Raw genomic sequence first — 20,781 nt, 5'->3', positions numbered from 1 at the left:
GTGATTGGTTTATCTCATCCGTTGCCTAAACATATTACAGGGATGTTCAAGAGATCACTTCCTTTTTCTAAAGAGGAGTGGTCTCTTTTTGTTCGCTTTAGACGCAATGGATGGAGTAGAAAATTGATTTAAAGTTCTCATAACAACGTAAATTTATTAATAGTATCGTGCAAGTAACTACCTCACTTCAAAGTGCGTACTTCCAGAATAGATAGTCAGGGTCTACAATAAATGAGTAGCAACAACCAAACTTTGCATGCATCGAAGCAGATGGAATGGTGCAAGTTAAACATTTAGAGTCACTTTACAGGAAGTACGCCATACTCATATTTGAAAAACAAAGGAGAAATAAATTATGAAATTACAACTCGCATTGGATCTCGTTAATATCCCTGATGGTATCGCACTTGTTAAAGAAGTTGAACAATATATTGATATCGTTGAGATTGGTACACCAATCGTAATTAACGAAGGATTGCACGCTGTTAAAGCAATGAAAGAAGCTTTCCCTAATCTGCAAGTTCTTGCTGACCTGAAAATTATGGACGCAGGTGGTTACGAAATTATGAAAGCTGCTGAAGCAGGTGCAGATCTGGTAACTGTCCTTGGTGCAACCAACGACATGACGATCAAAGGTGCTGTTGAAGAAGCTAAAAAACAAAACAAACAAGTTCTGGTTGATATGATCAACGTACCTGACCTTGAAAAACGTGCACGTGAAATTGATGCTCTTGGCGTTGACTACATCTGTGTACACACAGGTTATGACCAACAAGCAGCAGGACAAAGCCCATTTGAAGATCTGCAAACGATCAAACGTGCTGTAAAAAATGCAAAAACAGCTGTAGCGGGTGGAATCAAGCTCGACACACTTCCAGAAGTAATCAAAGCACAACCGGATCTCGTAATCGTTGGTGGCGGAATTACAGGTCAGGATGACAAAGCAGCAGTTGCAGCTGAAATGCAACGTCTTGTTCACCAAGGGTAAGCGGATGAGCACAAACCAATACGCAGCAGATATCCTGAAGGAGCTGGAGCGTACGTTAAGCCAGATCGACGATGCGCAAATGCAGGCGATGGCTGAGCATATTCTGGAAGCGGAACAGATCTTTGTCGCAGGTGCAGGTAGATCTGGGCTAATGGGTAAAGCTTTTGCCATGAGATTGATGCAGATGGGTCTGAGGGTCTATGTTGTAGGTGAGACTGTTACACCAGGCATTAGTCCAAAAGATTTTTTGTTGCTATGCTCTGGCTCAGGGGAGACAGGCAGTCTCACAGCAATGGCTCAAAAGGCGAATAAAGCTGGAGCACCTGTTGGTCTGATTACCATTAAACCAGAGTCTACGATCGGGCAAATAGCGGATGCTGTCGTACGCATTCCAGCTTCAGCCAAAGAGGATACTGCCACTGCTGGAGCAGATGTCACCATTCAGCCAATGGGTTCCTTGTTTGAACAGGGATTGTTACTAGGCATGGATGCACTGGTTCTTACGTTGATGGAAATGAAGAGTATGACCGGAGCAGACATGTTTGGACGGCACGCTAACCTAGAATAGTAGATTTGTCATCGTGTTCGATGAATTGTAATAGTAATAAATAGATCGATGGAAGACCGGAAACCTTTGAATGCAAAGGCTCCGGTCTTTTTCCTTGGAGGTAATCAGCAGTCTGATTTTTCATCTGACTTTGCATCTTGTCCCTGCTGTAGTAGAATTAATAACAAGCTTTATTAAAGGTATGTACTTAATATGATGTATGAAACGACGAGCATACTCGTGTGTGCAGTGTGCATGCGATAGGTTTATGTTCGCGATATACGATTTGGAGATAGGGGGCTCGGTGAATGGCATCCGAAGTCAAGGAACGGATTAACCTGAAAGAGATTAACTGTGAGAAGGAACTAACGCTGGCTGTGATTGGCGGCAAATGGAAACTGATTATTTTGTGGCACTTAGGTTTGGAAGGTACCAAACGTTTCAGTGAATTGAAGCGACTGATCCCTCACATTACGCAAAAAATGCTGACCAACCAACTACGTGAACTAGAAGAGGATCAATTAATTGAACGTAAAGTGTACGCTGAGGTACCTCCACGTGTAGAATACACTCTTACAGACCATGGACAGAGTCTGATGCCAGTGCTACATGCAATGTATAACTGGGGTAAGAACTATGGTGAGAATGTCATCTGGAAGGCATAATTGCCTCCGTAAGCAATATCCTCTGGATCGTTCAATACTTACGTCGAATATATATATATGTTTGAAAATAGTATAGAAATTACTTCAATCGCAGGGTTTGTATGGAGCACGTCCATAACCCTGCGATTTTTTCACGTTCTGAACATAGCCTGAGAATTGATGTTGCTTTTATAAATTGAACGAAACATTTACACGAGAACGGAGAGGACAGAAATAACATAGAGAAGCGGAGCTTTCAGCCGAAAGCTTTCTGCAAGAAAGCTACTTCGAAAGCATAAACTATCCCCGGATTTTCCCTTTGGAAAAGGGAATCAAAAAAAATCTGGGGATAACAGCAATCGGAAGGTTATTCTGTCATCGGAGTGGTAAGTGTAAATATCCTTTTGTTCAATTTATATTGAACAAAATTTGAATCAAAAGTCTCAATTTAGGAGATGTCAGGTATAGTTGTTCTCAATATGATAGGATGAGAGATATTGGAAATGTAAGGAGGATAACGAATAACGATGGAAAAAATACGTACACGCGCTGAAGTCATGGAGGAAACAACATGGAATTTGCAAGATTTATTTGCAACCGATGCAGAATGGGAAGCAGAGCTTAATTCTCTCCCAGAAGGAGCTGCACATGTCGAAACATTCAAAGGTCGCTTAGGTGAAGGTGCAGAGCAGTTATTGGCTTGTCTCGACGCCTTAGAAGCACTTCAGGAACGGATCGTGAAGACTGCTTCGTATGCTCGACTGAAGCAGTCAGAGGATAGTACGAATCCTGAGAATATTGAGAATTCTGCGAAAGCAGGGGACATCCTCTCTCATTTGTCATCGTCGTTGTCCTTTGTTCATTCTGAGATTACAGATCTTCCTGAAGGTACAGTGGAACGTTATACGCAGGAGCTTCCAGGTCTACAGCCGTATGCTCGCAGTCTGAATCGATTAATTAAAGACAAAAAGCATCGCTTATCTCCTGAGACCGAAAAGGTACTCGCTTCACTTGGCGAGGTATTGGACTCACCGTACCGGATCTATCTGCGAGGTAAATTAGCGGATATGAAGTTCGATGATGCGCTCGATGAGGAAGACAACGATCGTCCGCTGTCTTGGTCTTTTTATGAGAATAATTATGAAATGTCTTCGGATACGAAGCTACGTCGCTCAGCCTATAAGGCATTCAGTGCCAAGCTGAACGATTACAAAAATACGTTTGCTGAGGGTTATGCTACTGAAGTGAAGAAACAGGTCGTGATGTCTCGGTTAAGGGGTTATGATGATGTGACGGACATGCTCCTTAATTCACAACAAGTGACCAAAGAAATGTACAACAATGTGCTGGATATTATCCAGACGGAACTCGCTCCACATATGCGAAGACTTGCTGCGCTTAAGAAAAGAGAACTCGGCTTGGACAAGTTAATGTTCTGTGATCTGAAGGCTCCTCTTGATCCAGAATTCAGTCCAGCGATAACCTATGAAGAAGCATGTAAGTTAATCCAAGAAGCACTTGCTGTTCTGGGACCAGAGTATGGTGAGATTGTAGAGCGGGCGTTCAATGATCGCTGGGTAGACTATGCGGATAACGTAGGTAAATCCACGGGAGCGTTCTGTTCCTCGATCTACGGTGCACACTCTTATATTCTCATCTCTTGGGCGAATAACATGCGCGGAGCCTTCACACTTGCTCATGAAGTGGGACATGCCGGACATTTCATGCTTGCTGGGCGCTACCAGCGTCTGACGAACACAAGACCTTCTTTATATTTTATAGAAGCGCCTTCGACAATGAATGAGATGTTGCTCGCAGACCATCTATTGCAACGTTCCGACAATCCGCGAATGCGCCGCTGGGTTATTTTGCAGCTTCTCAATACGTATTATCATAACTTTGTTACCCATCTATTAGAAGGGGAATTACAGCGTCGAGTCTATGCTCTAGCGACTAAGGATCAACCGATTACGGCCCAAACCCTGAGCCAGCTCAAAGGTGATATTCTCTCCGAGTTCTGGGGGCCGGAACTGGTCATTGACGAAGGTGCGAAGCTGACCTGGATGAGACAACCTCATTATTACATGGGATTATATCCATACACCTATGCGGCTGGCCTAACTGCATCCACTGCCGCCGCTGTACGTATACGTGAAGAAGGACAACCTGCAGTGGATCGCTGGCTCGAAGCACTTAAGTCGGGTGGAAGCCTTGATCCGCAGGAATTAATGAAGCTTGCTGGTGTGGATATGTCCGGGCCAGAACCCATTCGCTCGGCTGTAACTTATGTTGGCAGTCTGGTCGATGAACTCGAACGTCTGTATTCCTAACTAGGGTCATATAGTATATGGACGGACAAGGTAAGTAGGTTAATTACATGCACCGTCTCCTTGAAATTGGAGGCGGTGCATCTCATTTCTAGCGAAAGGAACGATGATGAATGAGTTTACAACGTAAATGTTCATCTCTGGTACATTAACTATGGATGGGTTCGGTGTCTTTGGCGACATGAATGGTGTACCAGGATTTGAGGGCAGTCAAGGCGGTTTCTTTTCAGGATTTGGCTCATTCGAGATGCTGAGCGCATGGATACCAATAATGTTTGGTGTGGTGTTTGTGGGAATTGCGGGAATTATTGCTTATGTGATTATTTCTAACTTACGCACCTGGTCAGCCAACAATGCTGCTGCATTGCTCACATTACATTCCACAATCGTGGCGAAACGGACACAGGTAAGAGGCGGAGGAAATAGCAGAGCTTCAACTTATTATTACGTGACCTTTGAACTGGATAACGCGGAACGTATTGAACTGATGGTTGGAGGAAGTGATTATGGAGCTTTGGTCGAAAGAGATCAGGGAATGCTTACTTACCAGGGAACTAGATTTAAGCATTTTGAACGAGATCTACAGCAGCAGTCTGGGATCAGTACTGGACGTTTCTATACGTGAATAAGAGAATGGTGGCTCCTTCAAGGTGAAAGGAGTCTTTTTGTATTCAGCAAAAAGAAAGAAACACAGGGTATTCAAACGCTTACAACAATGATATACTCGTAAAATAAAGCTAAACAGTATAAAACAAAAATAAACAAACAACAAAACGCATACCAAAGTACAGAAAAATGAAGTCAGCGATTGACAGAGAAACGCCAGATAAAGAAATTCCTCATTATACAATGATATAGAAAGGTGGGTATATAGCCGTGAGTGTACTGGCGTATGATCTTGGCGCAAGCAGTGGCAGGGCGCTTCTTGGGCATCTGAATGATCGAGGCATTGAGACGCTCGAAATCCATCGATTCCAGAATGAACCGGTGAAGGTTGGAGAGCGAATGCATTGGGATATCCTGCGGTTACATCATGAGATATTGGCAGGATTGAATCTAGTGAAGCAGTCGGGAGAGCAGCCAGAGAGCTTGGCTATCGATTCTTGGGCTGTGGATTTTGGGTTGCTAGGTAGTCATGGTGAACTGTTAGGTAATCCGTATCATTACCGTGATGCACAGTTTAACGGCATGATGGAGCAGGTGCGTGAAGAGTTAACACCGGAGGCAATATTCGAACGTTCGGGAATTCAATTTCTTAGTTTTAATACGATATATCAGTTAGCTACACTTCGTCGCCATCAATCGCCGTTGCTTAATGAAGCAGAACGCTTTCTGATGATACCGGATCTGCTTCGTTACTTTTTGACAGGGGAAGCTGTGAATGAATTTACGAATGCTACGACAACTCAGCTATATAACCCAACAAAGGCTCAATGGGATCATGAGCTGTTAGCGCATATTGGCATATCCGATAAGTTATTCGGTGAGGTCGTGATGCCGGGAACGCATATAGGTCAGGTTCGAAACAGCATCTGCGGTGATCTTGGGATTACCGCCATTCCGGTGATTGCAGTTGCAGAGCATGATACAGGTTCAGCCGTTGTAGCGGTACCTGCTACGGAGCGTTCATTTGCTTATCTTAGTTGTGGAACGTGGTCATTAATGGGCACTGAGATTGATCAACCGGCCATCAGCGCAGAGAGCTTGGCGTTGAACTTCACGAATGAAGGCGGGGCAGGAGGGACGTTCCGCTTACTCAAGAACATTATGGGACTTTGGATATTACAGGAGTGCATGCGTGAGTGGGAGCGTCAAGGACAAGCGATTAGTTATGCTGAATTGTTAGCGAAAGCAGAACGCTCGACGCCATTTGCGAGTCTTTTTGACCCGGATGATGACCTGTTCCTTGCTGCTGGCGATATGACCACACGCATACAAAAATATTGCAGGGATACGGGGCAGACGCAACCTCAAGATCAAGGCGCGATTGCTCGTGCGATTTTGGAGAGTCTTGCACTGAAGTATCGAAGAGTGCTCGGGTGGACTGAACAGCTCTCCAAACAATCTTTTAATGGATTGCATATGGTGGGTGGCGGTATTCAGAATCATCTGTTATGTCAGTGGACAGCGAATTCAATAGGCAAACCGGTATGGGCTGGCCCCGCAGAGGGGAGTGCAATCGGAAACATGGCGGTGCAGTGGATGGCAAGTGGAGCCTTTAAAGATATTTGGGAAGCTCGTAGAGCCATCCGTGATTCATTCCCGATTACAACGTATGAACCTCAAGACAGGATAACTTGGGAAGAAGCGTACGGCAGATTCATACGCATCACAGATTCATTCCGGGCTCAATCTGAGAGCGAGGTGTAACATGCTAGCAGCAGAGCGGTATGACCGGATTGTAGAGTTGGTTAATGCAACCGGCAGTATGCGTGTATCCGAACTGAGTGAACATTGCCGTGTGACGGAAGAAACCATTCGTCGCGATCTGGATCGATTAGAACAAGCCGGACGGTTGAAACGTTCTCACGGTGGGGCGGTTAGCATCAAGGAGGATCAACCAGAGATTCCATATCGGGTGAGGGAAACGACGCATGCGGAAGAAAAGAAACGGATTGCCTTGGCAGCGGTATCCATGATTTGCCCCGGTGATCGCATTCTGCTAGATGCCAGTACAACGGCAGGTTACATGGCCGCCAATATGCCAGATATTCCGCTTACGGTGTTAACTAACTCGATCCAAGTAGCCACAGAGCTGAGTAGTAAGGATCGAATCGAAGTAATCTCCACAGGAGGACAGTTGGCTGGACGTTCGTTGTCTTTTGTAGGGCCACTGGCGGAGCGCTCTTTGGAGACGTACCACGTCGATAAATTGTTCTTGTCCTGCAAAGGCGTTCATCTGGAGAGCGGAGGTATTAGCGAGTCCAATGAGCTTCAGGCTAGATTGAAGCAGAAGATGGTTGCTATATCGGATCAAGTTATTCTGCTTGCAGACACAAGCAAGTTCGGTGTTCGTGCTTTTGCTCGTGTAACTGAGCTTGGTACTGTTCACGCGATCATTACAGATCAGCCGTTAGCCAACGATCTTATAGATCGGTTGAGTGGACATAACATAGAATTAACGATTGTTTAAGAGATGGAGGGCGTAATCATGAAAGTCTCCTTGTTTATTACCTGTCTAAGTGATGCCATCTATCCTCGTGTTGGAGAAGCGATGGTTAGATTACTTGCCGCTCATGGTGTTCGATTGCATTTCCCACCTGTACAAACGTGTTGTGGTCAGCCTTCTTATAATAGTGGCTATTGGGATGAGACACGGGTCGCAGCCAGAACGATTTTGGAAGCGTTTGATGACAGTGATTTTGTTGTGTGTCCTTCAGGCTCATGTACGTATATGATTCATCATTATCCTGAGCTATTTGCCGATGAACCAGAATGGCTGGAGAAGGCCAAAAGATTGGAAGCGAAGGCGTATGAATTCACACAATTCCTAGTCCAAGTGTTAGGGATTACCGATGTCGGAGCACATTTCCCACATAAGGTAACCTATCATCCATCCTGTCACGGTAGCCGTCTGCTCGGAGTAAAAGATGAACCGATGGCTCTGTTATCTGCGGTAAAAGGATTGGAGTTTGTTCCGCTCCCGTTCAGTGAAGATTGCTGCGGGTTCGGGGGTACGTTTGCTATCAAAATGTCTGATATCTCTGGAGCGATGGTTACAGAGAAAGTGGATCATATCAAAGAAACAGATGCTGAGGTATTAGTTGGACTTGATATGGCGTGTCTAATGAATATCGCAGGCAATCTGCGATATCGCAACGAACCGGTGCGTGTGATGCACTTGGCCGAATTGCTGTATGAGGGGGTGCAGACCGGATGAGCCAGCCAGGTGTAATGGATGTTACGGTAAAGGAACGTGCTGAACTAGCGTTGAACGATGATTTTTTACGTAAAGCCGTTAAATTCACGACCGAACGTTTACGTAATGGGAAGAAGTCGGCATCCGAGGAGCATGGTAACTGGGATGAATGGCGCGAGCGCGGACGTCAGATTCGGCTGCATACGATCGCTTATTTGGATTATTATCTGAATGAATTCGTAAACAATGCACGCGCAAACGGAGTTCATATTCATTTTGCAGAATCCTCCGCACAGGCGGCTGCGATTGCCCTTGATATCGCGGCTCATAACGATGCTGCTTCTGTTGTGAAGTCTAAGTCCATGGTTTCTGAAGAAGTTCATTTGAATCATGCCTTGGAATCGGCAGGAATCGAGGCGATTGAGACGGATCTAGGTGAGTACATCATCCAATTGGCCGGTGAAGCCCCATCTCATATCGTTATTCCCGCCATTCATAAGAACCGATACCAGATTGCTGATCTCTTGTCCAAAGAAGCAGGCGAAATTCTAGAGCCGGACACGACCGTGCTTGCTGGCTTTGTTCGCAAAAAGCTGCGTGAGAAGTTCCTTGAAGCTGAGATTGGCATGACAGGCTGTAATTTTGCCATCGCAGAGACAGGGTCTATGGTGCTATTTGAAAATGAAGGTAATGCTCGCATGGTATCCACGGTACCCAAAACACAAATAACACTGATGGGAATGGAACGGATTATTCCTTCGTGGACAGACCTGGAAGTGATGGCTACGCTATTGCCACGTTCGGCAACAGGTCAGAAGCTTACGATGTATATGTCTGGTATAACCGGTCCTCGTCGTAGTGAAGATGGGGATGGCCCAGATGAAATGCACATTATTATTGTAGACAACGGTCGCTCCCTCCAGCTCGGTGACCCAGAATTTCAGGAATTGCTGAACTGTATTCGCTGCGGTGCTTGTCTCAATGCTTGCCCGGTCTACCGTCATATCGGCGGTCACGCCTATGGGGGAACATATAGTGGGCCAATCGGTGCTGTGCTGACTCCTGCATTGAATGGCAACATTGATGAATGGAATGATATTGCAAGTGCTTCAAGTTTGTGCGGAGCATGTTATGAGGCGTGCCCAGTCAAAATTCCGCTCCATGATATGCTCGTGTATTTACGTAGACGCAAGGTGGAAGAAGGTCATGGCAACAAGCTTGAAAGTGCAGGCATGAAAGGATTCGCCGCGGTTGTATCCAATTCCAAACGATTCAGCGCGGCCTTACGTCTCGGACAGTTAGGTCAGAAAGCAGTTGTACGTAACAACGGTATATCACTTAAGATCGGCCCGCTAAAAGGATGGAATAGTTACCGGGTTGCACCGAGTCTAGCGAAACGTTCCTTCCGGCAACAATGGAACAAGCTGGATCAAGAGATGAATCTGGAGCCGAAGAAGATGGATGCATCCGTCCAGAATCGCATGGAGCAGATCCTGCGTGAACGTACGGAAGGAGGCGGTAAGCATGAGTAGTGAACACCAGCAGTGGTTGGATCAATTAGAGAAGAAGTCTCGTGAGCAGCAGGAGCATTTCATGAATGACATTGCTTCCAAATTAAGAAGACCCAGACAGAGATATGCTCCAACGCAGCCGTTCCGTGGTGCACCTTCGTTCTGGAATGAGCTGGAGTGGGATGAGGAGAAGCGTATTCAGGCGTTTACTGAAAACTTTGTGAGTGTGGGAGCGCATATCGCTCGCGTTCAGAATTTAGAGGAAGCCTCGCAGTTTATTACAACAAAAGCGAATGAGCTTGGTGCCAAATATCTCATTAGACAAAATGAGCAAGCGATGACCGATTTGGGACTCGAACAAGCCCTCCCCGATGTGCAAATATCTGTCTGGAATACGAAACCAGATGAGAACTGGCGAGCACGTGCTGCAGAAGCGGATATCGGCGTAGTTATGGCAGATTATGCGACAGCTTATACAGGATCTGTTACCGTGCTGTCTTCACCTGAAAAAGGAAGATCGGTTAGTTTGCTTCCTACGGTTCTAATCATTATTATTCCGGTCGAACGCCTGTATACAAGACTAGGTGAAACGCTGAATCGATTTGATGACGTTGGACGAGAAAATCTTCCTGCGGGTATTCATTTTATTTCAGGCCCGAGCCGTTCGTCGGATATTGAAAATGATCTGACCATCGGTGTACATGGACCGGGTATTGTCTATGGACTTATTATGGGCTAACTATCTGTATCACAGTATATCTAGCTTAATAATGTTATTCAGAACTGTCTGGAAGCGGCTAATCGTCTGCTAAGGGCAGTTTTTGTTGTCCTATGGTCCTATGACTTTGAGACTGTTGAAGATTAGAGCTGGAAATGTTAGGGTAAAAGAGAGAAGGAAAGGGCATTTATCGAATCATTTCATAAATACCCTGAGTGGAGACTCATTTTTTTTACTCCAAATTGACTGTTATACCGATTCGGTCAGTTAGTCTAATTGTTGTTTTTCGGTAATTTGGATTAAATGTGAATATTTGCAGAGAATGAAGTTATGCGGCTATACCTAATGTATGAATCGTGAGTTAGGTTTGTCTAAGCAAGTCATTATTTCTTGTAGTACTCATTACTTGGAAAGAGGAGTGAGCATGATGTCATCAATTTCAGTACCACAACCCAAAACCTTTGGCCCACTAGGGAATCTGCCGCAGTTAAATTTTGATGAGCCGGTACAATCTTTAGTCAAAATAGCCGAGGAGTACGGCCCGATCTTCCGAATGGATTATCCCGGACGAAGCGAGCTATATATTTCAGGCCATAAGCTCGTAGCCGAGGTAACCGATGAATCCAAATTTGATAAAAGAGTGTGGGCACCACTGGCGAAGGTGCGTGCTTTTGCAGGAGATGGCTTATTCACGAGCTGGACGGAGGAGCCGAATTGGAAAAAGGCTCATAATGTATTGCTTCCGAGCTTCAGCCAGCGTGCAATGCAAGGGTATCACAACAAAATGATTGATCTAGCGGTGCAGTTAGTTCAAAAATGGTCACGTCTGAATCCGGATGAGACGGTGAATGTTCCTGATGATATGACACGCTTGACACTGGACACGATTGGATTGTGCGGCTTCAATTATCGGTTTAATAGCTTTTACCGGGAAGAGCCTCATCCGTTCATTACAAGTATGGTACGTGCGCTAGATGAATCCATGAGTTCACTCCAGCGTCTACGTCTGCAAGACAAATTAATGATTACGAAGAAAAAGCAGTTCGAGCAGGATATTCGCTCCATGTTCTCACTGGTGGATCATATCATTGCCGAGCGCAAAGAACAGCCACAAGAAGGGGCAGACGATCTGTTGTCTCATATGCTCAGCGGCAAAGATCCTGAGACTGGGGAGACACTGGACGACGAAAATATTCGGTACCAGATCATTACGTTCCTGATTGCTGGTCATGAGACAACCAGTGGATTGTTATCCTTTGCAATTTACTATCTGATGAAGAATCCGGATAAGCTGGCCAAGGCTCAAGCGGAAGCCGATCAAATATTGAAAGATCCAGTTCCAACGTACAATCAGGTTCGTAATCTGAAGTATGTACGTATGGTGTTGAACGAAGCGCTGCGACTGTGGCCAACGGCTCCAGCGTTCTCCTTATATGCGAAGGAAGATACCGTTCTAGATGGGCAATATCCGCTACAAAAAGGAGATAGTGTGAGTGTTCTAATTCCGAAGCTTCATCGGGATGTGGAAGCGTGGGGAGAAGACGTCGAGGAGTTCCGACCAGAACGTTTCGAAGATCCAAGTAAGGTACCACACGATGCGTACAAACCATTTGGTAATGGTCAACGTGCGTGTATTGGCCAGCAGTTTGCGCTGCAAGAAGCTACGTTAGTGCTGGGCATGGTCTTGAAACATTTTGAACTGATCGATCATGCGGACTATCAATTGAAAGTAAAAGAGACGTTGACACTTAAGCCTGATAACTTCACGATTCGTGTTCGTGCCCGCGGAGGACAACCCGTGATGGCTGTGCCAGGCGTGGTTATGGAGGAAACGACGACTCAAGCGAAGAAAAAAGAGCCAGATGCTGTTAATGCCCATCACACACCTATGCTTGTGCTGTATGGCTCTAATCTGGGTACTGCTGAAGGCATTGCACGCGAGATTGCAGATAATGCTAGATATCAGGGCTTCCGAAGTGAGGTTGTTGCGCTAGATGAACGAGTAGGCAAGTTGCCTAAGGAAGGCGTCGTTGTCATCATTAGTGCATCCTATAACGGACAGCCGCCAAGCAATGCTAAAGCTTTCATTGATTGGATTGAGCATGCTGATGCAGGTGAATTCCAAGGTGTGAAGTTCACCGTGCTTGGTTGTGGAGACCATAACTGGGCGAGCACATATCAACGGATCCCTCGTTTAATCGATGAGCAGCTATCTTCGAAAGGTGCAGAACGTGTATCCCCAATTGGCGAAAGTGATGCGAGTGGTGACTTCGAGAAACAGGTAGGCGATTGGACAGAACAGTTGTGGCCTGATCTTGCTCGAACGATGGGTCTGAAGCTCAACATAAGCTCAAATAGCGAACGTAGCTCGTTATCCGTGCAGTTCGTCAGCGGCCTCGCTGTTACGCCACTTGCCGAAACGTATGATGCTCATGTTGCTCAGGTGTTAGAGAATCGGGAGCTCCATGATGCTGGAAGCGAGCGGAGTACACGCCATCTGGAAATTAAGCTACCAGAAGGGGTCACTTATGAAGAAGGTGATCATCTGGGTATTCTGCCACAGAATCCTCCAGAGCTCGTAGAGCTTGTACTTCAGCGATACGGCTTCACAGGCACAGAGCATCTCGTTTTAGATGCATCAGGTCGGAGTGCAGCTCATCTGCCATTGCATCAGCCAGTCAACCTGTATGATCTATTGAGTCACAGTGTTGAGCTTCAGGAAGCAGCAACGCGAGCACAATTAAGAGAGTTAGCGGCATATACGGTGTGTCCTCCCCATAAGAAGGAGCTTGAGGCACTATTGGACGAGTCCGTATACATGACAGAAGTACGGAATAAACGGATTTCGATGCTGGATTATTTGTTAAAATATGAAGCCTGTGAATTACCGTTTGAACGATTCTTGGAACTATTACCGTCCTTAAAAGCCAGATATTATTCCATATCTAGTTCACCACGTGTTCAGCCTGAACAAGCAAGTATTACGGTTAGTGTGGTACGTGCGCCAGCGTGGAGTGGACAAGGAGAATACAAAGGCATTGCTTCGAACTATCTTGCAAACCTCCAGCCAGGTGAAGAGGTTGTGATGTTCGTTAGAACACCTGAGTCAGGATTCAGATTGCCAGAGCGTGCGGAGGTTCCTGTGATCATGGTTGGGCCAGGTACAGGAGTTGCGCCATTCCGCGGCTTCCTTCAAGCACGTCATGTTATGAAGCAGCAAGGGCAACAAGTCGGTGAGGGTCATCTGTACTTTGGATGTCGAAATCCAGCGCATGATTATTTGTACAAGAATGAACTTGAAAAGGCGGAACAGGAACAACTCGTTCAGCTGCATACAGCTTTTTCCCGCGTCGATGGACAAGAGAAGTGTTACGTACAGCATTTAATGCGGGATGACGCTCATCAGTTAATTCCTCTGTTGGAACAAGGCGGACACTTGTACATTTGCGGTGATGGTAGTAAAATGGCCCCGGATGTGGAAGATACGCTGAAGAAGGCATATGCTGAGGTGGGTGGTCATACAGCAGCAGAAGCTGATGCATGGCTCGATCGCTTACAACAAGAGGGGCGCTACGCGAAGGACGTGTGGACAGGGATTTAAGTATCCATAACCACACCGCTCATTTTAATTAGGCTCGAATTTTAGTCGTGCAGGTTGTAATAATGTATGTACAGGCGGTGGGTCAGAGAATGCTCTGTTCCTCACCGCTTTCTTTATGGCCTGTGAACACCAAGCAATACATCATGAGTTGAACCAAATTTCAACGTTATACTTCAGCTCTGCTCTGATATTTTGATCTCACAATCGGCCAGTGGTATTTATTTTTTTCTGTGTGTTGTTGACCGATAAATGGACTCCACTTGGCTCAGGGGAAACAGGATGCGGGAAGGGAATTTTCCTTTGCCCTGTAGTTCTAGGTAATCTCGGCCTATACCTACCAGTCGGATATTGTTGAATTCATTTCCTGACGGAAAGACCGTACGAATTCCTACACGAACACCTCGACACGTTGGAGGAATATCAAATACACGAATGGAATAAAGACTAAGTGGAATGAACAACTGCCGATTGACTTTAATAAAATGTCGTGTGTATACACGCGAGATGCGACCTGGCTCTAGACCAGACAGGGGAGCATTAAGCTCCGCGAGCTTTCCTTGAAGTTCAGACAATCGTTGCTGAAGGCTTTTACCCGTATGAAGCGGTTTCCTGTTCATAAGTAGTCCTCCGTTCTCCATTTATACCTAATATATGAATGGATGGGGGCAAGGGGTGAGTATAGGTTAGCCCATGTTCATTAACAACCTAATTGGATAACAGACATAAGGAGTGATTGAAATGATCGTGGAAATGTACAAAGATCTCATTCGAGATGACCGTGGAAATTATTATATTGCTGTGCAGATTGAACAGAATGTACTTACACTTGTGAATGCCTTTGTAGAGGCATCCTTCACACCCGAACTGATCTACAATGAAGAATTTCGTACAAAGTATAAGGAACTTGATGGTGGTTTTGTTGGCAAAATTGCAATGGATCTCCTTCGACATGATGTCGTGATGGGCATGAAGGAGATCGACCGTAAATTGCTGAATCTCGCGGAGGTTGAAGAGCATTATACGGTGAACTTTATCGATACCATCGAATTTTATCGTCATCCGGCATGGGAACGTAAATCATAAGCTAGCTTCCCTGATTGCAATGGAGGAAAGTTAGATTGCACCGCATGATATATTATGGAGTATCTTGTTTCAGACGCTGGAGCTCTCCAATAATGATTGTTGTTTGCCCACTAAGATGCCTCAGTTCCTGTAAGGAACAATCCGCATAATTCAGTGGTAGCAATTGTAAAAACAATTTGAACAAGGAATGCTGCTCGAGGTACAGCTTTTTATCCATGCCGTCAATTAGATTAATCGTTACACCATAAGTAGAGAAGATGTTTTTGATATTATTTTCGAGAATGTAGAGGTTCGTATCGTTAGTGGAGTCATGACTATGAATGTAATGATCAAGCTCTTGATGATAAGCAGTCATGGTTAGGATGATGTTATGATATGAAAGGTTCGCAGATCCTTCGATATGGTTTCGAAGCTCATGATAATCATAGACGTAGCTTGCCAGGATAATCAGGCTTAGTGCCGACAATAGCACAATCATATATTTTGATGACTTTATCTTATGCATCGTTAATTCCCTTATATATATGTATTCTCGTAGATGGATAGAGTTATTGATCATAACATAAGAAGCTTATCTGAGATAATGGATAAAAGAGGAAGAGCCTAAACGTGCCTGTAGTCAGGTTCGTTTAGGCTTTTGTTGTTACTTATACGGAGCTGTGTCGCAACTCATTTTCTGGCCGCAAACGAATGTTCAATTCCTCGTCTCTTGGGCATACGAGCTTGCCATCAACGAGATCTAGCCTGGCAGCTTGAATGGAAGAACGACGAGCTGGCTCACTAGCGTGGTCGACACCTTCAACACGGTCAGGATGAGTGAAATAGAAAATATAGGCTTCGTTATCCTGAACAACCACATCAGCATGCAGACCGATTACACCATCATCCATTCGAACTCCAGGTTGATCCAGAATCCGATTGTTCCACTCCCACTGCTCTAGATCATCCGAGCGATAAACGGCTTGTCCCCGCCACTCGTCCACAATCATCCAATACGAATCGCGGAATCGAAATACATTAGGGCCTTCATGAGCTGAACCTGTTATTACAGGGCCAATGACATCCCAGTGATAGAGATCAGAGCTGTCAGCTGCATAGGTATGAGCACCGTTGGCTTCGTCTTTGTACCACATGCGAAAGCGTCCATCAGGAAGTGGGTAGATGCAAGCGTCTATGACACGATCAGAGCTAAGCTTCAATGTGCCATGGAATGTCCAGGCCAACAGATCCGGACTTGTGTAATGCAAGAGGTGACGAGAATGACCTGCCCAATCGTGAGGTACGCCTTGGATGTAGCTGACATACATATGATATATTCCATCATGCCAAAAAATCTCTGGTGCCCAGAACGTATTATGTCCCCACTCGTGCTCTAGCCCGGTTAAAGTACCTCGATATGTCCAGGACTGTCCTCCATCCAATGAAGAAGCTACGCCTAGATCTGTGCCGTGAACCCATGCGAACTTGGGACCTCCTGCCGTAGCTCTGCGATTGGTGTAGATCATCCACCACGCTTGTTCCACATGATTCCATACAACAACCGGGTCGGCAGCTCCATCATAGATTGGATCTCGAAATAAAGGTGCACTCATTATTACGCCTCCTATCGAATAAAAGCAGAATAATTTTAATCAACTAAGCCATATCTTCAATCTATCCTAGTAGAAAATGAATGGAATTACAATATAGATACTCCAATTATAAAGAATTAATATATGTATTAATTTAAAGTTGTGATGAAATTACATATTATGTAGTAGTCCTTCTGACTTTCTTTTAATAAAACATCGTGTACGATGGGAAGGAAAAATATGCTAATATTTATTTTAGTTAGGAATGAGTAGATGATTATCTATCATTAGAATGTCATAGGAGAGATGAAAATGATTCAGACGAGATTGAATGAATTAGGTATTATATTGCCACAAGCAAGTGCACCTGCAGCCAAGTATGCAAACGCAGTCATTGTGAATGGCATCATGTATGTATCCGGAAAAGGGCCAAACACAAAAGAACGTGGCAAGCTTGGCGAAGCTTTTTCAACAGAGCAAGGATATAATTTTGCTCGAAATGCAGGCATTGAGGTTTTGGCTGTCGTTCAGGACGTGCTCGGCTCACTTGATCGCGTCAAGCGTGTCATCAAAGTGCAAGGTTTTATTAACGCGACGGCTTCTTATCAGGAACATCACAAAGTGCTGAATGGCTTTTCGGATCTCATGATGGATGTATTTGAAGAACGCGGGGTTCATGCTCGTTCTGTATTTGGAGCCGTGTCTGTCAGAGATAACTTGCCGTTAATTATTGATTCTATTTTTGAGGTTGAGCAATAAAGGTTAACGAAAGCGAACGAATCCTATTCGCAGCTGAAGCCTGTAGCTTTACATTTTAATGTAAACGGTTCATAACACGGTTAGTTGGGGAGAGACGCTCATGAGACTACTAGGTCAAGGTAACACCGCTGATGTATATGAATATTCGCCTACTCAAATTATGAAGCTGTACAAAATGGGTTATCCATTGGATGCGGTTCAAAGAGAGTTTCGAATTACCAAGTTAGTTCGTGAAAAGGGATTAAATGTACCTCAAGTTGAATCGTTTGTGGAAAGTGAGGGACGCAACGGTATCGTATTCGAGCGGATTGAGGGTAGTACAATGTTGTTGCTTATGATCCAGCAGGCTCAATTAATTGAGGAGCTGTCAGCGCGTTTGGCACGTTGTCATTATGATCTACATTCTCTAGCTGATCATGAGGGAACGCTCCCAATACAGAAAGAGATATTGATAGGTTCAATTCACCGTGCTCCACTCCTGTCAGATCAAGATAAAGAACGAATTATGATGTATATAGCGAGCCTGCCTGAGCGCCAGCAGATTTGTCATGGGGACTTTCACCATGATAATGTCATGTATAGTGAAGCCAAAGATCAACTTTGGCTGATTGACTGGATGACAGGCATGTCGGGCGATCCAGCGGGTGATGTCGCTCGGAGTTGGGTAATATTAATGAGCGGTTCATTGCCTGAAGATGTCGACCCTACGATGAAGTTAGGTTTCGAAACATCTCGCAATACGTTGGTAGATCGGTATATCCAACATTATTTACAAATCTCCGGCTTACGTTGGGAGGATATAGACGCGTGGGTCTTACCTGTTGCAGCTGCTCGACTGGATGAACACTTATCGGAACGAGAGGCCGAGCGAGTGCTTACTTTTATACACGATCGTCTGATTCTGTTAGACTGATTCATTGACATTACATAACGAGGTGAAAGTTGTATGCTGCAATCCTTAGAAGCCATTCAATTATTCAGATCAGAACACATCATAGAGGCAGAGCAGCAGCCCTGGCTGAAACTGCTTGTGGAAGCAGAGCAAGTGAACATTAATCTTGAACGTATTCATTCGATAGCGGAGCTTGAAGAAACGAATCTCGTTTTGGATTATGTGGAACGCACGCTTCAGGTGCTGGATCGACTTGAAGTGTCGTTTTGGGTGCGTGAAATTGTGGAGGAAGTGCTGGCTTGGTCGGAAATTGCTAAAGCGGGATCGATGAACCAACGCCGTGCTTGGCAGAGAGCGGGTATCAATCTATTCGTGCATAACATCGGTTCTGCACAATTGTACGATCTGTACCACAGCAAGGGTCACTTTGTGAGCAGTGAGGAAAGAATAAATCATGCTCGTGATAACAACAATCTACCGCATGAGCTTTCAACTGAATCTGCTGCCCATAACTCCAATCATCACACGACACGATATGAGATTATTCGAACGCTAATTGCAACCCACGGACTCGTGGGTCAGTATATCCGTGGGGAAATTCCTTTTGCTGAGAACACACCGCTGCATACGTTTATTACAAAAGGATGGCTATCAGAGAATGAGCTTCATACCATTCTCATGACATTGAACGAATGCATTATTGCTGGCGTTAATTCTGAATTGTGGCAACAGGTGGGTAGCGAAGTACAAGAAATTATAGGCTGGGTCGTGACGGAGCCAGATCATCCGGATTGGGCAATGAAGGAACGGTTGTCTCGTTTGAGAAGTGCTTCAATCCGCAGAGGTGAGGATGTATATTCCGCTTATCAAGCAATACAAGCTGAGTGGGATATAGAACAGGCACTATTGCCATTAGAACACCGAACCTTGTGGTATGTAGAGTCCGCGTTGCAGGACTTTTCATTGCAGGAGATGATTAAGGTTCTGCTGCTGACCATACATCGAGTCCCGATCCAATCACTAGCGCTCAATATTACCACGCCTACCGACGAAAGTACTGTTTCGCTAGTTCAACACATTAGCTTCGAACCCTTGATGAACAGCATGTATTACGACTACAAAGGTGTTAAGAAACTGAATGTGTATAAGAAAAGAATGATTGAAAAGTATCTGGATCAGTGGTCATGGGCGCAGATTGAATCAGATCAAGAGATCGTATATCCTCATTTGACTCATCGGGTAGAGCACAACCCTGAATTACCGGATACCGTATTTGTAAATTTTGAATTTTCGCCGGCTGCCGAGAAGTTAATTGCCTTCTGTATTGAAGCAGAGAAATCACCCTTGTATGACAAGGCTGTGCTGTTGTTATTTGATCTGTTTGGATTACGGCGTGATGCTTATGATCGATTTCATAATGAAGAGACGTATCTTGCAGATATGAATAGCTCGGGTGACTACAAAAAAGTTCTGCTCGATTATATGGTAGGCAAACGGGTGTTAGATATCGGCCCAGGTGGTGGGGTATTACTGGACTTGATTGAACAGGAGAAGCCTGAGCTGGAGCCGATCGGAATTGATATCTCAACAAATGTAATAGAAGCGTTAGAGCGTAAGAAGCAGTTGGAAGGTCATCGCTGGCAGGTCATGAAAGGGGATGCACTTCAGTTGCATCAATACGTACAGCCAGGAACGGTGGATACTGTAATTTTCTCATCGATTCTACATGAATTGTATTCCTATATTGAACAGGATGGTCGAAAATTCAATCAGGATACGGTGATTGCTGCTCTTCAAAGCTCGTTTAACGTGTTATCTCCTGGTGGGCGCATCCTCATCCGTGACGGCGTCATGTCCGAACCTGTAGATCAGATGCGTCGCATTCGGTTTCTTGAGCCTGACGGGATACGTTGGTTGGAACGATATACGCAGGACTTCCAAGGACGGAAGATAACGTATGAAGCATTGTCTGAGGATGAGGTGCTGCTTCCGATCAATGATGCAATGGAGTTTCTGTACACATACACTTGGGGTGAGGAAGCCTATGTGCACGAGATTCAGGAGCAATTTGGCGTATTTACACCATCTGCCTATGAGCAATGTATTCGTGAGGCGTTGGGCGATGAAGCGCAGATCATTACATTGCAGCATTTCCTACAACAGGGATACACAGAAGCACTTAGCGGACGAATTGAATTCATGGATGAACAAGGGCGTGAGACTTCACTGCCAGATAGCACCTGCCTAATCGTGATCGAGAAGAGAAGGGATTGACACATGC

18 protein-coding genes are annotated in these 20,781 nt (G+C 45.1%); 15 read left to right on the top strand and 3 right to left on the bottom strand.

The genetic code is table 11. The annotated features are described in order from the left end of the window. Positions 1-355 precede the first annotated feature (355 nt). The 11 genes from hxlA to MH215_RS06770 all read left to right on the top strand — a co-directional run bounded on the left by hxlA (position 356) and on the right by MH215_RS06770 (position 14,195). Positions 356-988 carry a 3-hexulose-6-phosphate synthase gene (gene hxlA / locus MH215_RS06820; RefSeq protein WP_239289303.1) on the top strand — a complete coding sequence of 211 codons (633 nt, stop codon included), beginning with the start codon at positions 356-358 and terminating at the stop codon, positions 986-988. A gap of 4 nt (positions 989-992) precedes the next feature. Beyond that, entirely contained in the window at positions 993-1,556 is a 564-nt protein-coding gene (gene hxlB, locus MH215_RS06815; protein WP_239289302.1) for a 6-phospho-3-hexuloisomerase, read from the top strand. A 287-nt stretch (positions 1,557-1,843) separates the two neighbouring features. After that, on the top strand, positions 1,844-2,200 hold the full coding sequence (locus tag MH215_RS06810) for a winged helix-turn-helix transcriptional regulator (RefSeq protein ID WP_056701025.1): 357 nt from the start codon (positions 1,844-1,846) through the stop codon (positions 2,198-2,200). 506 nt (positions 2,201-2,706) lie between these two features. After that, complete coding sequence (gene pepF, locus MH215_RS06805) at positions 2,707-4,509, top strand: oligoendopeptidase F (RefSeq protein WP_239289300.1); 1,803 nt, start codon at positions 2,707-2,709, stop codon at positions 4,507-4,509. Between the two features lie 127 nt (positions 4,510-4,636). After that, positions 4,637-5,131, top strand: coding sequence for a DUF2500 domain-containing protein (locus tag MH215_RS06800; protein WP_239289299.1), 495 nt, complete (start codon positions 4,637-4,639; stop codon positions 5,129-5,131). Positions 5,132-5,382: 251 nt separating this feature from the next. Further along, positions 5,383-6,876: a rhamnulokinase gene (locus MH215_RS06795; protein ID WP_239289298.1), complete on the top strand. Its 1,494-nt coding sequence runs from the start codon at positions 5,383-5,385 to the stop codon at positions 6,874-6,876. Between the two features lies 1 nt (position 6,877). Then, the gene (locus tag MH215_RS06790; RefSeq protein ID WP_239289297.1) at positions 6,878-7,639 is read left to right on the top strand and encodes a DeoR/GlpR family DNA-binding transcription regulator; all 762 of its coding nucleotides are present in this window, start codon (positions 6,878-6,880) and stop codon (positions 7,637-7,639) included. A gap of 18 nt (positions 7,640-7,657) precedes the next feature. Continuing rightward, positions 7,658-8,386: a (Fe-S)-binding protein gene (locus MH215_RS06785; RefSeq protein WP_239289296.1), complete on the top strand. Its 729-nt coding sequence runs from the start codon at positions 7,658-7,660 to the stop codon at positions 8,384-8,386. Further along, positions 8,383-9,897, top strand: a complete 1,515-nt coding sequence (locus MH215_RS06780; RefSeq protein WP_239289295.1) for a LutB/LldF family L-lactate oxidation iron-sulfur protein — start codon at positions 8,383-8,385, stop codon at positions 9,895-9,897. Before MH215_RS06785 ends, MH215_RS06780 begins: the two co-directional genes overlap by 4 nt. Beyond that, complete coding sequence (locus MH215_RS06775) at positions 9,890-10,615, top strand: LutC/YkgG family protein (protein WP_239289294.1); 726 nt, start codon at positions 9,890-9,892, stop codon at positions 10,613-10,615. Before MH215_RS06780 ends, MH215_RS06775 begins: the two co-directional genes overlap by 8 nt. 403 nt (positions 10,616-11,018) lie before the next feature. Beyond that, complete coding sequence (locus tag MH215_RS06770; RefSeq protein ID WP_239289293.1) at positions 11,019-14,195, top strand: bifunctional cytochrome P450/NADPH--P450 reductase; 3,177 nt, start codon at positions 11,019-11,021, stop codon at positions 14,193-14,195. 218 nt (positions 14,196-14,413) lie between these two features. On the opposite strand, the gene MH215_RS06765 is transcribed toward MH215_RS06770, so the two are convergent. Continuing rightward, positions 14,414-14,812, bottom strand: coding sequence for a hypothetical protein (locus MH215_RS06765; RefSeq protein WP_056701040.1), 399 nt, complete (start codon positions 14,810-14,812; stop codon positions 14,414-14,416). A gap of 121 nt (positions 14,813-14,933) precedes the next feature. On the opposite strand from MH215_RS06765, the gene MH215_RS06760 reads away from it, so the two are divergent. Then, positions 14,934-15,278 carry a hypothetical protein gene (locus MH215_RS06760; protein WP_239289292.1) on the top strand — a complete coding sequence of 115 codons (345 nt, stop codon included), beginning with the start codon at positions 14,934-14,936 and terminating at the stop codon, positions 15,276-15,278. A 52-nt stretch (positions 15,279-15,330) separates the two neighbouring features. On the opposite strand, the gene MH215_RS06755 is transcribed toward MH215_RS06760, so the two are convergent. Next, positions 15,331-15,783 carry a hypothetical protein gene (locus MH215_RS06755; RefSeq protein WP_239289290.1) on the bottom strand — a complete coding sequence of 151 codons (453 nt, stop codon included), beginning with the start codon at positions 15,781-15,783 and terminating at the stop codon, positions 15,331-15,333. 142 nt (positions 15,784-15,925) lie between these two features. Beyond that, the gene (locus tag MH215_RS06750; RefSeq protein WP_239289288.1) at positions 15,926-16,870 is read right to left on the bottom strand and encodes a glycoside hydrolase family protein; all 945 of its coding nucleotides are present in this window, start codon (positions 16,868-16,870) and stop codon (positions 15,926-15,928) included. 291 nt (positions 16,871-17,161) lie between these two features. On the opposite strand from MH215_RS06750, the gene MH215_RS06745 reads away from it, so the two are divergent. From MH215_RS06745 to MH215_RS06735, 3 genes are all read left to right on the top strand, one after another. After that, positions 17,162-17,608, top strand: coding sequence for a RidA family protein (locus MH215_RS06745; protein WP_239289286.1), 447 nt, complete (start codon positions 17,162-17,164; stop codon positions 17,606-17,608). A gap of 100 nt (positions 17,609-17,708) precedes the next feature. Then, a complete protein-coding gene (locus MH215_RS06740) occupies positions 17,709-18,521 on the top strand; it encodes a phosphotransferase family protein (protein WP_239289284.1) in 813 nt (270 codons plus the stop codon). Positions 18,522-18,554: 33 nt separating this feature from the next. Next, positions 18,555-20,774 carry a class I SAM-dependent methyltransferase gene (locus tag MH215_RS06735; RefSeq protein ID WP_239289282.1) on the top strand — a complete coding sequence of 740 codons (2,220 nt, stop codon included), beginning with the start codon at positions 18,555-18,557 and terminating at the stop codon, positions 20,772-20,774. Positions 20,775-20,781 lie beyond the last annotated feature (7 nt).

Source organism: Paenibacillus sp. ACRSA, assembly GCF_022346845.1.
GTDB lineage: Bacteria > Bacillota > Bacilli > Paenibacillales > Paenibacillaceae > Paenibacillus.
The sequence above is the reverse complement of the archived record's forward strand: the minus strand, read 5'-3'. Positions and strand labels throughout refer to the sequence as shown.